This window comes from Frigoribacterium sp. AP1, from assembly GCF_056680555.1.
Map to the genome: position 1 here is coordinate 1173661 of NZ_CM155288.1, position 13767 is coordinate 1187427.

Here is a 13767-nt window from a genome sequence, read left to right on the forward strand (position 1 = left end):
CTCAGAGCGCGGGGCAGCTCTCGCGCAGCAGCACCTCGACCGGCAGGGTGACCCGCTGCGGAGGCGCCCCCGGGTCGGTGAGGCGCTGCACGACGGTCCGGACGGCGATGCGGCCGAGCTCGCCCATCGGCTGGCGCACGGTGGTGAGCCGGGGCCGGGAGAACCGGCCGGCGTCGATGCCGTCGAAACCCGTCACGAGCACGCGACCGGGCACGTCGACGCCCTGCTCACCGAACACGTCGAGGACGCCGAGCGCCGACTGGTCGTTCGCGCAGAGGACGGCCCGGGGCAGGTCGCCGGCCTCGAGCAGGGCCGCGGCGGCGCGACGACCGCCGGCGCGGGAGAACTCGCCCGGTTCGACCCGGACCGTGACGCGCGCCCCGGCGGCGCGGTGCGCCTCGACGGCCCGGTCGAAACCGGCGTGACGATCGAGTTCGTCGGGCGAGTCGGACGGTCCGGCGACGTAGGCGACGTCGTTCACCCCCCACGGTCCCAGCACGAAGTCGGTCAGGGCGTGCATGCCGGCGACGTTGTCGACGCCGACGTGGTCGAGGTCGTCACCCGGTCTCGAGTCGGCGAGCACGACGACGGGGATGCGTCGCGAGACGTGCGCGAGCAGGTCGCCCGGCACCGTCTGGGCCAGCACCGCGAGCCCGTCGACCCGGCCCGCGATGTCGTTGACCATCACCTCGCGGCTCGACCCCCGCCCGGCCGCGACCATGAGGGCGAAGCCCCGTCGCCAGGCCTCGACCTCGGCGCCGCGCAGCACCTCGTCGAAGTAGAGGTTCGCCGGGTTGGACCCGTGATCGGGCGCAGGAGGCGCGGTGAGGGTGGGCACACCGCGGCCCGGGTCGACGACGGCCGACGCCTGCACCCGCTCGCGGTCGTCGATCAGCGGGATGCGGGACGCGTCGGACACCCGGGCCCAGTCGGGCTCGGGGCCGTCGATGCCGTCGTGGCCCGGCAGGAAGAGACCGAGCACACCCGTGCGTCGCCCGGCGAGGCCGCGGGCCGCGCCGCTCGGCACGTACCCGAGGGCACGCACCGACTCGAGCACCCGGCTGCGGGTCTCGGGGCGCACGTCGTCGGGACGGCGCAGCACCCTCGACACCGTCGCGATCGACACGTCGGCGTGGGCGGCCACGTCGTACACGGTCGGGGCCTTGGTCACGAGTGGTCCTCCAGGCGGGCGGCGGCGGGTCGCGGACCATCCTAGGTCGGCCGGTGCCCGGCGCCGGGCGTCCGACCTGCCGTTCGCCCCGGCGTGGCGGGCACCGGGCGTCATCATCGTCGTCCTGCCTCGGCCGCCGCACGCCTCGTCCCCGCCCTCCCGATCGCTCGCGCGTTACGCAGCGTTGCCCCGAGGCAGCCGTCGCCGCCGAGCCGCCCGTAGCGTGGGACGCATGGCCACCAGCGACACCATCTCGAACCTGCTCGACGAGCGACGGACCTTCGCCGCGCCTCCTGCGCTCGTCGAGGGGGCCAACGTCACGTCCGCCGAGCACGCGCGGGCGGCCGCCGACCCCGTCGCGTTCTGGGCCGAGGCGTCGCAACGGCTCGACTGGCACACGCCGTGGACGGTCGCCCACACCTGGAGACCCGTCACCGAGGGGCCGGGGGGCGAGCTCACGGTGCCCGAGGCGACCTGGTTCGCCGACGGCACGCTCAACGTCGCCGTCAACTGCGTCGACCGGCACGTCGACGCCGGCCTCGGCGACAAGGTCGCCCTGCACGTCGAGGGCGAACCGGGCGACCGCCGCGACATCACGTACGCGCAGCTGCAGCGCGAGGTCGTCAAGGCGGCGAACGGCCTCCGGTCGCTCGGTGTGGGGAAGGGAGACCGGGTGGTCGTCTACCTGCCGGTGATCGCCGAGACGATCGTGGTGACGCTCGCCATCGCGCGACTCGGGGCGATCCACTCGCTCGTCTTCGGCGGGTTCTCGGGTGAGGCACTCAAGTTCCGGGTCGAAGACACCCGCGCCAAGCTGCTCGTGACGACCGACGGGCAGTTCCGACGCGGAGGCGCGGTGCCGGTCAAGGCGAACGCCGACCACGCGGTCAGCGGCGAGAACGAGATCGAGCACGTGCTCGTCGTGCGGCGCACCGGCGAGCAGACGCCCGACGTGCCGTGGACGGACGGCCGCGACCTGTGGTGGCACGACGTCGTCGACCCGCAGCCCGACACCGACGAGCCCGAGTACTTCGGCGCCGAGACGCCGCTGTTCATCATGTACACGAGCGGCACCACCGGGAAGCCCAAGGGGCTCGTGCACACGAGCGGTGGCTACCTGACGCAGGCGAAGTGGACGCACTGGGCCGTCTTCGACGCGAAGCCCGACGACGTGCACTGGTGCACCGCCGACCTCGCCTGGGTCACGGCGCACACCTACGAGATCTACGGCCCGCTCTCGAACGGGCTGACCCAGGTGATCTACGAGGGCACCCCCGACACCCCGCATCCGGCCCGACACCTCGAGATCATCGAGCGGTACGGCGTCACGACGTACTACACGGCCCCGACGCTGGTGCGCACGCTCTCGTCCTGGTTCCCCGACGGGCTGCCCGACACCTACGACCTCTCGTCGCTGCGCCTGCTCGGCACGGTCGGCGAGGCGATCAACCCCGAGGCCTGGGTCTGGTTCCACGAACAGTTCGGCCGGGGCGAGTGCCCGATCGTCGACACCTGGTGGCAGTCCGAGACCGGGGCGGCCGTCATGGCCCCGCTGCCCGGGGCCGACACCCTCAAGCCGGGCTCGTCGTTGCGGGCCCTGCCCGGGCTCTCGACCGCCGTGGTCGACGACTCCGGCGAGCGCGTCCCGAACGGCAGCGGCGGCTACCTCGTCGTGCAGCGGACCGGGCCCGCGCTCGCCCGCACGGTCTGGGGCGACCCCGAGCGGTACCGCGACAGCTACTGGGCTACCTACTGGCGGCAGGGCTGGTTCTTCTCCGGCGACGGCGCGAAGTACGACGCCGACGGCGACATCTGGGTGCTCGGCCGGGTCGACGACGTGATCAACGTGTCGGGTCACCGCCTGTCGACCATCGAGATCGAGTCGTCGCTCGTGTCGCACCCGGCGGTCGCCGAGGCGGCCGTCGTCGGTGTGACCGACGAGCGCACCGGCCAGGCGATCGCCGCGTTCGTCGTGCCGTCGACGCGACCGGCAGGAGGCGCGGTGCGAGACGCCGGAGACGCCGCGGAGCCGTCGGTGTGGGCTCCGCTCGCGGGGTCGCTGTCACCCGTGCTGCGCGCCCACGTGGCCGACCAGATCGGCCCGATCGCCAAGCCGGCGACCGTGTTCGTCGTGCCCGACCTACCCAAGACCCGCTCGGGCAAGATCATGCGACGGCTGCTCGCCGACATCGTCGACGGGCGGCCCCTGGGCGACACGACGAGCCTGCAGGACGAGACGGTGCCGGGCCGGGTGGCGGCGATCGTCGCCGAGGCGACCCGCGCCTCCTGAGGTCGGGAATCACTCGCGCACACCGAGGGTTACCGTGGTCGTGGCTCGATGACGCGCCTCGCTCCCCCAGCCCGTTCCCAGAAGAAAGCGTCGTCATGTCGATCTCCGAGACCACCGCGGCACCGTCCACCGCCGCCCCCTCCACCCTCCGCACCGCCGAGACGAGCGTGCCGCTCGTGCCCCTGCTCGACGAGCGCTGGAGCCCCCGCTCGTTCGACCCGACCGCCGAGATCTCGGACCGTCAGCTCGACGCCCTGCTCGAGGCCGCCCGCTGGGCCCCGTCGGCCGCGAACACGCAGCCCCGCCGCTTCGTCGTCGGTCGCCGCGGGACCGCCACGTTCGACACCATCGTCAAGGCGCTCATGGGCTTCAACGCCGCCTGGGCCGGCAACGCGTCGGCACTCGTCGTCGCGATCGCCGAGACCTCCACCGTCGAGGGCGAGGTGCGCCAGTGGGCCGAGTACGACCTCGGACAGGCCGTCGCCCACCTCACGGTGCAGGCACACGCCGAGGGCTTCCACACGCACCAGATGGCCGGCGTCGAGTGGGACGAGATCGTCGCCGCGTTCGGCCTGACCGACAACCTGAAGCCCGTCACCGTCACGGCCGTCGGCGTCGTCGACGAGGCCGACAAGCTGATCGAGGCCCTCGCCGAGCGCGAGACCGCCCCCCGCGAGCGCCTCCCCCTGACCGAGCTCGTCCTCCGCCGCGACTAGCCGCCCCGGGTCCGTCCGCGCCCGGGCCGGGCCCCGACCCGGGCCGGCCCCACCCCCGGGCGCCGAGATGTCACGACGTGCCGCTCACGTCCGGATGTGAGCGGCACGTCGTGTCGTCTCGGGGCGGGGCCGGGCTCATCCGACCCTGACCCGGAGCCCGCCCTCGTCGCGTGGGTCGACCTGCAGAGACCACCCGTGCGCGCGGGCGATCGAGGCGACGATGGCCAGACCGAGGCCGCTGTGACGGACCGGCGACGCGCCTCCTGCGTCCCCGTCGGCCGAACCGGGCGGGGCGGCCGCATCCGCCGGACGCCCGCCGCCCCGGACGAACGCCTGCGTCAGCGTCGCCGCCACCTCGGTCGGCACGACCGGCCCCGAGTTCTCGACAACGAGCACCGCCTCGTCACCCCCGTGCACGCGCACCCACCCGTCGGGCTCGTTGTACTCCACGGCGTTCGCCACGAGGTTGCGGACCAGCTGCCCCACCAGCACGGCGTCGCCGGTCACCGGTCGGAACGTGCCGTGTTCGACGACCACGTGCACCGAGGAGGCGCGGGCCGCGTCGGCCACGCTCGTCACCACCTCGTCGACCACGGCACCGAGGTCGACCGGGCCCGTCACGTCGGCTGCGACGCCGCGGTCGGCCGTCGCGAGCGCGAGCAGGCTCTCGACCAGGTGCTCGCTGCGTCGGTTGACCTCGAGCAGCTGCTCGCGCGTGGCGACGAGTTGCTCGGGGGTGGGGTCGTGGAGGCCGATCTGCAGGGCGGCGCGCTGCACCGCCAGGGGCGTGCGGAGTTCGTGCGAGGCGAAGGCCACGAACCTCCGCTGGGCCTCGAACGACGACTCGAGCCGGTCGAGGAGGTCGTCGATCGTCGCCGCCACCCGGGTGAGCTCGTCGCTGGGCCCCGTGGCGCCGATGCGTTCGTGCAGGGTGCTGGCCGTGATGCGTCGGGTCGCGGCGACGATGTCGTCGATCGGCCGCAGCAGGCGCCGACTGACGAACCAGCCGACACCGGCCGCCACGACACCCGCCACCCCGATGCCCACCCCCGACCAAAGCAGTTGCTGCTGCCGGAACACCCCGGCGACGACCAGCCCCGGGGACGCGACGGACACACCGTCCGACGGGACCGCCGGACGGTCGCCACCGCGATCCGCTTCGCCCGGACCGCCCGGCACGGGCGAGCCGAGTTCGTCGGACACCGTCGCCGGGGGCGCGGAACCGTCGACCTGCTGCAGGGAGAGCGACACACCCCGCGAGGTCGCGACCGACACCCCCCAGAGCACCAGGCCAGCCAGCACGACGAAGACCGTCCCGAAGGTCAGCGCCGTACGCAGACCGATGCTGAGGCGTCTCACAGCTGGTACCCGCGCCCCGGCACCGTGCGGATCGGGTCGGGCTCGCCCAGCTTGCGTCGCAGCTTGCTGACGGTGACCCGGACCGCGTTGGTGAACGGGTCGATGTTGACGTCCCAGACCTTCTCGAGCAGCTCTTCGGCGCTGACGACGCGCCCGTCGGCCTGCAGCAGCACCTCGAGCACCATGAGTTCTTTGGTGGACAGGCCGAGGTCGAGCCCGCCCCGGGTGGCGAGGTGCCGATTCGTGTCGAGCACGAGGTCGCCCGACCGCAGCACGGGTGGCGTCGCCGCACCGCTCCGGCGACCCAGTGCGCGGACCCGGGCGACGAGCTCGGGGTACTCGAACGGTTTCGCGAGGTAGTCGTCGGCCCCGAGTTCGAGGCCGCCGACACGGTCGTGCAGACCGCCGGCCGCCGTGAGCATCAGGATGCGGGTGCTCGACCCCCGCTCGGCGATGCCCCGGGCGACCGCGTCGCCGTGCAGGCCGGGCAGGTCGCGGTCGAGGACGACCACGTCGTAGTCGTTCACGGCGAGCAGCTCGTCGGCGTCGTCGCCGCGGTACGCCACGTCGACCGCCATCGCCTGCCGGGTCAACCCCGCGGCCACGAGGTCGGCCAGGGCCACCTCGTCGTCGACCACCAAGATGCGCATCGTGCCTCCCTGCCTCCGAACAATACGACTCCTAATCTTACATGTCGCATGTTTCGCCGAGATAAGCGTCGCAGTGCCGGTGGCGAAACGCCCCACCCGGTGAAGTGGTCGACCGGGACGCATCCGATCCCCCGGACGCCCCTGATCCCCGGACGCACCGTCCCCCGAGAGAAAGACGAGACACCATGCCCTCCTCCACCCCCACCCGCCGCCGCACCCCGTCGCGCCGCTGCTTCGGCTCGGCCCTGGCCGCGACGGCCGTCCTCCTGCCCGCCCTGCTCGCCGGCTGCAGCACGACCGACGCACCGGGCTCGACGAGCAGTCCGTCCGTCGCGGGCACCGCGAGTGCCTCGTCGCAGCTCGGAGAGTGCCTCCGTGACGCCGGCTACAACGTCCCCGACCCCGACCTCAGCAAGGGCGTGGTGGTCGCTCCGCCGGAGGGCGCCGACCCCGACCGCTACGCCGAGGACTTCGACGCCTGCCGGTCGAAGCTGCCCGAGGCGCAGGGTGGCGGGTCGCAGGAGCCCTCCGACGCCGAGGTCGCCGAGTGGCAGCAGAGCCAGCTGAAGGTCGCCGAGTGCGTCCGCGAGAAGGGCTTCGAGGACTTCCCCGACCCCGTCGACGGCGACTTCCCCGGCGTGCAGCTGTCGACGTCCGGCGCGTCTCCCGAGCAGGAGGCCTTCTTCGCCTGCAGCAACGAGTTCGGTCCGAACGCGACCGGGTCCGGCGAATGACGCTCCGTGAGGCGTCCACCCGGATGACGCGCGCGACGCACCGACGGACGGCGCGCCTCCTGCGTCCTGCCGCGGTCGCCGTGGTGACCGCAGCCCTCTGCGCGGGCACCCTGGCCGGCTGCTCGCCGGCCGGCGACGCCGAGGCCGGCGCCCCCGACGCCTCCCAGGCCGCGGCCGCCCGCTCGACGACGCCCGTCGTCCTCGGCGACCTCGTCGACGGCAAGCGCATCCCCGCCACCCTCGGCTACGGCACGCCCGTACCGCTGCGGAGCGCCACGAGCGGAGGCGCGGGTGCGGCCGGCGAGCGGACAGGCGACGCCGCGGGCGGGGGCGTGGTCACCGGTCTGCCCTCCTTCGGCGACGTGATCGGTCGTGACGGCGTGCTCTACTCGGTCGACGAACGCGAGGTTCGGGCCATGCACGGCGGCGTCCCGCTCTGGCGCGACCTCGAGCAGGGTCTGCGCGGGGCGGACGTCGACCAGCTGAAGGACAACCTCCGCGCACTCGGCTACGACGTCGCCGACGACGACCGCTTCGACGCCCGCACCCGAGCCGCCGTGACGCGGTGGCAGAAGGACCGCGGCCGCGAGCGCACCGGAGTCCTCGGTGCCCGCGACGTCGCGTTCGTCCCCGGCGACGTCCGCGTCGCCGAGGTCACCGGACGCGTGGGCGACCCGGCCGGCGAGCCCGTCTACGGCTACACGTCGACGACCCTCGTGGCCACGGCGTCGGTCTCGGCGGCGGACCTCGTCCGGTTCCAGGGCGGGGTGCCCGTCCAGGTGGCGCTGCCCGATGGCAGCGAGGTCCCCGGCACGGTGCGGTCGATCGGCGAGCCGTCCGGAGGGGCGGGCGACGAATCGGCGAACGGTGGCGACGACGGGGTGACGGTCACCGTCGGCCTCGAGACCGCCCCGCCCGAGGGGACGTCCACCTCGACCCGGGTGGACCTCGTCGTGGACGGTGAACGCCGCGACGGCGTCCTGTCGGTACCGGTGACCGCCCTGCTCGCCGGGACGGACGGCTACACCGTCGAGGTCGTGCAGGACGACGGCTCGACCGATCTCGTCCCCGTCACGACGGGCTTCTTCGCGCAGGGGCGCGTCGAGGTGTCGGGTGAGGGCCTGGCCGAGGGCGACGAGGTCGTGGTGCCCTCGTGAGCGGGACCCTGCGCGGCGGCGGCCTGCCCGGCGGTGCGCCCGAGACCGTCCTCGAACTGCGGGGCGTGACGAAGGTCTACGGCGAGCTGGCCGCCCTGCGCGGCATCGACCTCGACGTGCGGCGTGGCGAGTTCGTCGCGGTCGTCGGCCCGAGCGGCTCGGGCAAGTCGACGATGCTCAACGTGATGGGCACGCTCGACCGACCCACGGCGGGCACGCTGCGCCTCGCCGGCCACGACGTCGCGTCCCTGGGCGACGACGACCTGTCCCGCCTGCGGGCCGAGCACATCGGGTTCGTGTTCCAGCACTTCCACCTCGCGGTCGGGGCGACGGCCGCCGAGAACGTCGCCGACGGTCTGCTCTACGCAGGCGTCGCCAGACGCGAACGTCGGGTGCGGGCCCGTGCCGCCCTCGAGCGCGTGGGCCTCGGCCACCGCGTCGACCACCGGCCGCACGAGCTGTCCGGCGGCGAGAAGCAGCGCGTGGCCATCGCCCGGGCGATCGTCGGCGAGCCCACCCTGCTGCTCGCCGACGAACCCACGGGCGCCCTCGACTCGACGTCGGGGGCGGCCGTCCTGCAGCTGCTGAACGACCTCAACACGGCGGGCACGACCGTCGTCGTCATCACGCACGACCTCGACCTCGCGGCCTCGCTGCCCCGCCAGGTGCGCATGCGCGACGGCGAGGTGGACGACGTCACGGGCCTGGACGCGCGGGGGCTCGCGGCGGCCATCCCCGGCGGCCCGGGAGCAGCCGCGACCAATCCGTCCGCCGCCGCGCCGCACGCAGCCGTGACGTCCCGTGCAGCGCCACCCGCAGCCGCGACGGGAGCGCTCCGATGAGCGCCGCGACCCGAGGTCGCGTCGGCCGCCTCTCGGCCCGTGACCTGCTCGGGCTCGGCGTCTTCGGCTTGCGCACGCGGCCGACCCGGGTGGTCCTCTCGGCGCTCGGCATCGCCATCGGCATCGCGGCGATGATCGCGGTCGTCGGGATCTCGTCGTCGAGCCAGGCGGCCCTGGCCCGGGTGCTCGACGGCCTCGGCACGAACCTGCTGCAGGTCAGTCCCGGTCAGGACGCCCTCGGCACGGACGTGCCGCTGCCCGAGTCCGCGGTGCCCGTGCTCGAACGACGCCCGGACGTCGAGGCGGCCGCGGGCGTCGGGCGCATCCCCGGGCAGAAGGTCTACCGAAGCGACCGGGTGCCGGCCGTCGCCTCGGGCGGCATCTCGCTCGACGTGGTGGTCGGCGACCTCGACGACGTGCTCCGTGCCGAACCGGCCTCGGGCACGTGGTTCGGCGCGGCGGCGGAGGACGCCCCCCAGGTCGTGCTCGGCGCGACGGCCGCCGCCACGCTCGGCATCGACGAGGTGCGGCCCGACACGCGGGTGTGGATCGGTGGACGCTGGGTCGCCGTGGTGGGAGTGCTCGAACCGATGCCGCTGGCACCCGGGCTGAACACGTCGGCGTTCGTCCCGAACGCCACCGCCGCGGCCGAGTTCGGCTGGGACGGCCGTCCGACGCAGCTGTTCGCCCGGGCCGACCCCGCACAGGTGCCGGCCGTGCGCGACCTGCTCGCCCGCACGGTGAACCCGGCCTCACCCTCGGCCGTGGTGGTCAGCCGGCCCTCCGACGCCCTGGCCGCCCGACAGGCCTCCGAGTCGTCGTTCACCGGCCTGCTCCTCGGCATCGGTGGGGTGGCGCTGCTCGTCGGCGGCATCGGCGTCGCGAACACGATGGTCATCACCGTGCTCGAACGACGCGCCGAGGTCGGCGTGCGACGTGCGCTGGGGGCCAAACGACGGCACATCCGCGACCAGTTCCTGGTCGAGTCGCTGTTGCTGTCCCTGCTCGGAGGCGCGGTGGGCGTCGCCCTCGGGGCGGCGGTCACGACGGCGTTCGCGCTCAGCCAGGACTGGCCGGTGGTCGTGCCGGCCTGGGCCGTGGTCGGCGGCCTCGGAGCGACGGTCGCGATCGGGGGCGTCAGCGGTCTGTACCCGGCCTCGCGCGCCGCCCGCATCCCGCCCACCTCGGCCCTCGCCGCGGCCTGATCCGAGCCGGCCCGGGCTGGTGCCTGCCAGCCCGGGCTGATTGGCTGGGCGCATGTCGATCTCCAGCACGGCCGAGAAGGCCGAACTCCTCCGCTCCCTGCACGTCCCCGGCGACCCGCTGATCGTGACGAACGTCTGGGACAGCATCACCGCGCGCATCGTCGCGGGCGCACCGGGCGTGAAGGCCCTGGCCACCGCCTCCCACTCGATCAGCGAGGCCCACGGCGTGGAGGACGGCGAAGGGCTCGACGTCGACGACATGCTGGCCGCCGTCCGCATCGTGATCCGCTCGGTCGACCTGCCCGTCTCGGTCGACTTCGAGAAGGCCTACGCGACCGACGCCGCCGGCACGCTCGACAACGTCTTCCGCCTGATCGAAGAGGGCGCCGCCGGCCTCAACATCGAGGACAGCATCGGCCAGGCCAAGGCGCCCCTGTACGACATCGACACGCAGGTCTCGAAGATCGCCGCCGCCCGCCGCGCCGGTGACCGTGCCGGGGTGCCGATCGTGATCAACGCCCGGGTCGACTCCCTGGCCGGAGACCCCGACTCGTTCGACGACGCCGTCACCCGTGCCAACGCCTACCTCGACGCCGGAGCCGACTGCGCCTTCGTCCTCGGCCTGGGCACCGAAGACCTCGTCAAGGCCGCCCTCGACCGGATCCACGGCAAGGTCAGCGTCATCTCGAACCCGTCGTCCGTCCCGCTCGCCCGCCTGGCCGAGCTCGGCGTCTCGCGGGTCAGCTTCGGCCCGACCACGATGGGCCTGACGCTGTCGCACCTGCGCGACGCCGCCACGACCCTCACCGCGCGCGGCGACTACCCGTCCGAGCTCGGCTTCTCGTTCTGACCCACCCCTCCGACGAACGGTCTCTCCACCTCGGTGTGCAATTCGCGACCACCCGAGCACGACACGCCGTCCGCAGCCCCTGTCGGGCGGCGTGTCGCGGCCGCGTTGTCGGGTTCGGCACGCTCAACGCGTCCGCGCAGGTCGGGTTCGGCACGCTCAACGCGTCCGCGCAGGTCGGGTTCGGCACGCCGGACGGGGCGTACGCGACCCGGTGACCGTTGCCGCCGCACGAGACGCGACCCGCGCCTCCCGAGCTCGTGAGAGCCGAGGAGGCGCGGGTCGCGTCGTGCGGGGACGTCACCTAGTCGTCGCGGTCGCCCTTCGAGCCGTCGCCCTTCGAGTGTCCGCCCTCGGCACGCTCGTCTTTCTTCCGGTCGGACTCGGACGCCTCGGAGCCGCCCTCGCCGTCCGGCTCGGGCACCTCGTCGCCGTTCTTCTCGATGGTCGCCGCGGCCGCCTGCCGCAGGCGCATGCCGGCGAGCTCGTCCTTGGCGAGGGCCGCGGCCTTCTTCTCGCTCTGCGCGGTGTCGCGGGGCGGCAGCAGGATGTCGCGCTCGGCCCGGAGGCCGGCCTGCAGCTCGCGACCGCGCTCGAGCTCGGCGTCGAACTCGGCCCCGAAGAGCAGGGCGTTGTTCGTGATCCAGAGCCACAGCAGGAAGACGATGACCGCACCGAGCGAGCCGTACGTCTTGTTGTAGTTCGAGAAGTTCGCGATGTAGAACGCGAACCCCACGGACGCGACCAGCCAGATGACGAGCGCCACGAGCGAGCCGAGGCTCATCCACTTGAACTTCGGCTGCTTGACGTTCGGAGCCCAGTAGTAGAGCACCGCGACGATCACGATGGCGATGATCGCCAGGATCGGCAGCTTGGCGATGTCCCAGACGAAGACCGCGGTGCTGCCCAGACCGACGAGGTCGCCGACCGTCTCGGCCACGGGGCCGCTGATGACCAGGATGAGCGCGGCGACCACGATGAGCACGACCGTGAACGCCGTGACGCCGAGCATGGTCGGACGGAGCTTCCAGATCGGACGCCCCTCGTCGATGCCGTAGACGCGGTTCATGGCCCGCCCGAAGGCGCCCACGTAACCGGAGGCCGACCAGAGAGCACCCGCCACACCGACGACCAGGGCGACCCCGGCGGCCGACGACTGGGTCAACTGCTCGACGGGCCCGCGCAGCAGAGCGGCGACGTCCTCGGACCCGAACTGCGAGACGAGGTCGAGCAGGGTCTTGGCGGTGGAATCCGCCTGCCCCACGACGCCGAGCAGAGACACGATCGCCAGCAACGCCGGGAAGATCGCGAGCACCGCGTAGTACGTCAGCGCGGCGGCGAGGTCGGTGCACTGGTCACGGGTGAACTCGCGCAGGGTCTTGCCCAGCACGTATCCCCACGAGGGCTTGGAGACGTCCGTCAGGTCCTGCGGCTTGCGCGAGTCGTCCTCGTCGGGCGACTGCTGCTCGCGCTCGGTGCTCTTCTGGGCCACGGGTCAACGCCTGATCGTCTTGACGATGCCGGCGACGAGCGCGACGACGCCGACGGTGCCGGCCGCGGCGGCGGCCACGACGGGCTTCGGGTCGCTGTCGAGGCGGCGCTTCACGCTCGCCTTGAGGCGACGGGCGTGGGCGGGGACGCTCAACTTGTCCTCGATGGCGTCGAGCGTGGCGGCGAACTCCTCACGGGTGCGGGCGAGGTCGAGCTCGATCTCGGGGATGCTCGCCCCGGCACGGGGCCCGGCGGCGTTCTCGGCGTCCTTGTCGGGCGACGTGCTGCCGTGGGCGTCGGCGCGCTCTTCGGCGGCACGGGCCTCGGCGAGTTCGGCCCGGGGGTCGGGCTCGTCGCCCTTGCCGCGCTTCGCTGTGGCGTGGTTCTCGCGATCGCTCGCGTCAGTGCTTCTCGGAGTCATAGCTGCCCTGCCCTTTCAACGCGCTGACGTCGGCCTTCACGCTGGCGACGGCCTTCTCGGGGGTCGGCGGCACGCCCTTCTTGAGGGCCTTGATGCCGAGCAGCGCCAGCACGGCCGTGATGACGAGCAACACGGCGGCCACGATCAGCGCCGCGAGCCAGGGGGCGACGACGTTCGACAACCCCAGGACGCCGGCCGTGATGAGCACGGCGAGCAGGAAGAAGCCGAACAGGGCGGCGCCGACCAACAACCCGACACCCACCCCGGCCTCTTTGGCCTTCGTGGCGAGCTCGGTCTTGGCGAGTGCGATCTCGCCGCGGATCAGCCGCGAGATCAACTCGGGCAGGCTGCCGATCAGCGAGCCGAGCGAACGTTTGGTGCTCTGTTCGGGTGCCTTCAGGTCACTCACCGACCGTCACCCCCGGCAGCTTGTCGTCGTCGGGGCTGGTGCCCGAGGTCTGCTTCTTGACGTCGTCGGCCCTCTCGTTCACCTTGTCGGCGGCCTTGTGCGCCGCCTCGGTCGCCTTGGCGGCGGCCTTGTCGGTGGCGTCCGAGCCCTTGCCCGAGACGGACTTCGCCTTGGAGCCGACCGCGTGGGCGGCGTCGTTCGCGACGTCCTGCGCCTTCTTGGCGACGATCGGAGCGTTCTCCTTCACGAAGCCCTCGGCCTGCTGCACGCCCTTCTGGACGGTGGGGTTCTCCCACAGGCTCTCGGCCTGGTCCTTGATCTTGACGTACGCGCCGCGACCCGCGCGGGCTCCGAGGACGTATCCGACGGCCGCTCCTGCGACGAAGAGGATCTTGCCTTTCATGGGTGCTCCTTGGCTCGTGGTGGCAGGTAGGCCTCCCACGCTGGCACGACCCGGCGCACGCGGCCCAGATTG

At 73.1% G+C, this 13767-nt stretch carries 14 protein-coding genes; 7 read left to right on the top strand and 7 right to left on the bottom strand.

The window, feature by feature from the left end; genetic code table 11:
• Position 1: 1 nt before the first annotated feature.
• Entirely contained in the window at positions 2 to 1171 is a 1170-nt protein-coding gene (locus AC1MBW_RS05515; protein ID WP_480025741.1) for a LacI family DNA-binding transcriptional regulator, read from the bottom strand.
• A gap of 232 nt (positions 1172 to 1403) precedes the next feature.
• Between AC1MBW_RS05515 and acs the strand changes: the two genes are divergently transcribed.
• Positions 1404 to 3461 (top strand): acetate--CoA ligase, encoded by a 2058-nt coding sequence (acs, locus tag AC1MBW_RS05520; RefSeq protein WP_480025742.1) that lies wholly within the window; start codon positions 1404 to 1406, stop codon positions 3459 to 3461.
• 95 nt (positions 3462 to 3556) lie between these two features.
• Positions 3557 to 4177 (top strand): nitroreductase family protein, encoded by a 621-nt coding sequence (locus AC1MBW_RS05525; protein ID WP_054147048.1) that lies wholly within the window; start codon positions 3557 to 3559, stop codon positions 4175 to 4177.
• 135 nt (positions 4178 to 4312) lie between these two features.
• Here the strand turns inward: AC1MBW_RS05525 and AC1MBW_RS05530 are convergent, their stop codons facing one another.
• Together AC1MBW_RS05530 and AC1MBW_RS05535 are read right to left on the bottom strand one after the other, a co-directional pair.
• Positions 4313 to 5536, bottom strand: a complete 1224-nt coding sequence (locus AC1MBW_RS05530) for a sensor histidine kinase (protein ID WP_480025743.1) — start codon at positions 5534 to 5536, stop codon at positions 4313 to 4315.
• Positions 5533 to 6186, bottom strand: coding sequence for a response regulator transcription factor (locus tag AC1MBW_RS05535; protein WP_054147049.1), 654 nt, complete (start codon positions 6184 to 6186; stop codon positions 5533 to 5535). Before AC1MBW_RS05535 ends, AC1MBW_RS05530 begins: the two co-directional genes overlap by 4 nt.
• Before the next feature lie 185 nt (positions 6187 to 6371).
• Here AC1MBW_RS05535 and AC1MBW_RS05540 point away from each other — a divergent pair, with 185 nt between their 5' ends.
• The 5 genes from AC1MBW_RS05540 to AC1MBW_RS05560 are packed head-to-tail and all read left to right on the top strand — an operon-like array spanning position 6372 to position 10974.
• Positions 6372 to 6920 (top strand): hypothetical protein, encoded by a 549-nt coding sequence (locus tag AC1MBW_RS05540; protein WP_480025744.1) that lies wholly within the window; start codon positions 6372 to 6374, stop codon positions 6918 to 6920.
• A gap of 23 nt (positions 6921 to 6943) precedes the next feature.
• Complete coding sequence (locus tag AC1MBW_RS05545; protein ID WP_480025745.1) at positions 6944 to 8077, top strand: peptidoglycan-binding protein; 1134 nt, start codon at positions 6944 to 6946, stop codon at positions 8075 to 8077.
• Positions 8074 to 8919: an ABC transporter ATP-binding protein gene (locus AC1MBW_RS05550; protein ID WP_480025746.1), complete on the top strand. Its 846-nt coding sequence runs from the start codon at positions 8074 to 8076 to the stop codon at positions 8917 to 8919. The genes AC1MBW_RS05545 and AC1MBW_RS05550 overlap by 4 nt, the downstream gene beginning before the upstream one ends.
• Positions 8916 to 10124, top strand: coding sequence for an ABC transporter permease (locus tag AC1MBW_RS05555; protein ID WP_480025747.1), 1209 nt, complete (start codon positions 8916 to 8918; stop codon positions 10122 to 10124). The genes AC1MBW_RS05550 and AC1MBW_RS05555 overlap by 4 nt, the downstream gene beginning before the upstream one ends.
• A gap of 52 nt (positions 10125 to 10176) precedes the next feature.
• Positions 10177 to 10974, top strand: coding sequence for an isocitrate lyase/PEP mutase family protein (locus tag AC1MBW_RS05560; RefSeq protein WP_054145466.1), 798 nt, complete (start codon positions 10177 to 10179; stop codon positions 10972 to 10974).
• Positions 10975 to 11275: 301 nt separating this feature from the next.
• Here the strand turns inward: AC1MBW_RS05560 and AC1MBW_RS05565 are convergent, their stop codons facing one another.
• The 4 genes from AC1MBW_RS05565 to AC1MBW_RS05580 are packed head-to-tail and all read right to left on the bottom strand — an operon-like array spanning position 11276 to position 13695.
• Positions 11276 to 12463, bottom strand: a complete 1188-nt coding sequence (locus AC1MBW_RS05565; protein WP_480025748.1) for a YihY/virulence factor BrkB family protein — start codon at positions 12461 to 12463, stop codon at positions 11276 to 11278.
• Positions 12464 to 12466: 3 nt separating this feature from the next.
• Positions 12467 to 12883, bottom strand: a complete 417-nt coding sequence (locus tag AC1MBW_RS05570; protein ID WP_480025749.1) for a DUF3618 domain-containing protein — start codon at positions 12881 to 12883, stop codon at positions 12467 to 12469.
• Positions 12864 to 13292: a phage holin family protein gene (locus tag AC1MBW_RS05575; RefSeq protein ID WP_480025750.1), complete on the bottom strand. Its 429-nt coding sequence runs from the start codon at positions 13290 to 13292 to the stop codon at positions 12864 to 12866. Before AC1MBW_RS05575 ends, AC1MBW_RS05570 begins: the two co-directional genes overlap by 20 nt.
• Positions 13285 to 13695, bottom strand: coding sequence for a YtxH domain-containing protein (locus tag AC1MBW_RS05580; protein WP_480025751.1), 411 nt, complete (start codon positions 13693 to 13695; stop codon positions 13285 to 13287). Before AC1MBW_RS05580 ends, AC1MBW_RS05575 begins: the two co-directional genes overlap by 8 nt.
• Positions 13696 to 13767 lie beyond the last annotated feature (72 nt).

Excerpts from the sequence above, each read along its gene's own strand:
- AC1MBW_RS05555 (WP_480025747.1), top strand. The coding sequence starts at position 8,916 with ATGAGCGCCGCGACCCGAGGTCGCGTCGGCCGCCTCTCGGCCCGTGAC.
- AC1MBW_RS05580 (WP_480025751.1), bottom strand. The coding sequence starts at position 13,695 with ATGAAAGGCAAGATCCTCTTCGTCGCAGGAGCGGCCGTCGGATACGTC.
- AC1MBW_RS05535 (WP_054147049.1), bottom strand. The coding sequence starts at position 6,186 with ATGCGCATCTTGGTGGTCGACGACGAGGTGGCCCTGGCCGACCTCGTG.
- AC1MBW_RS05560 (WP_054145466.1), top strand. The coding sequence starts at position 10,177 with ATGTCGATCTCCAGCACGGCCGAGAAGGCCGAACTCCTCCGCTCCCTG.
- acs (WP_480025742.1), top strand. The coding sequence starts at position 1,404 with ATGGCCACCAGCGACACCATCTCGAACCTGCTCGACGAGCGACGGACC.
- AC1MBW_RS05545 (WP_480025745.1), top strand. The coding sequence starts at position 6,944 with ATGACGCGCGCGACGCACCGACGGACGGCGCGCCTCCTGCGTCCTGCC.
- AC1MBW_RS05525 (WP_054147048.1), top strand. The coding sequence starts at position 3,557 with ATGTCGATCTCCGAGACCACCGCGGCACCGTCCACCGCCGCCCCCTCC.
- AC1MBW_RS05540 (WP_480025744.1), top strand. The coding sequence starts at position 6,372 with ATGCCCTCCTCCACCCCCACCCGCCGCCGCACCCCGTCGCGCCGCTGC.
- AC1MBW_RS05570 (WP_480025749.1), bottom strand. The coding sequence starts at position 12,883 with ATGACTCCGAGAAGCACTGACGCGAGCGATCGCGAGAACCACGCCACA.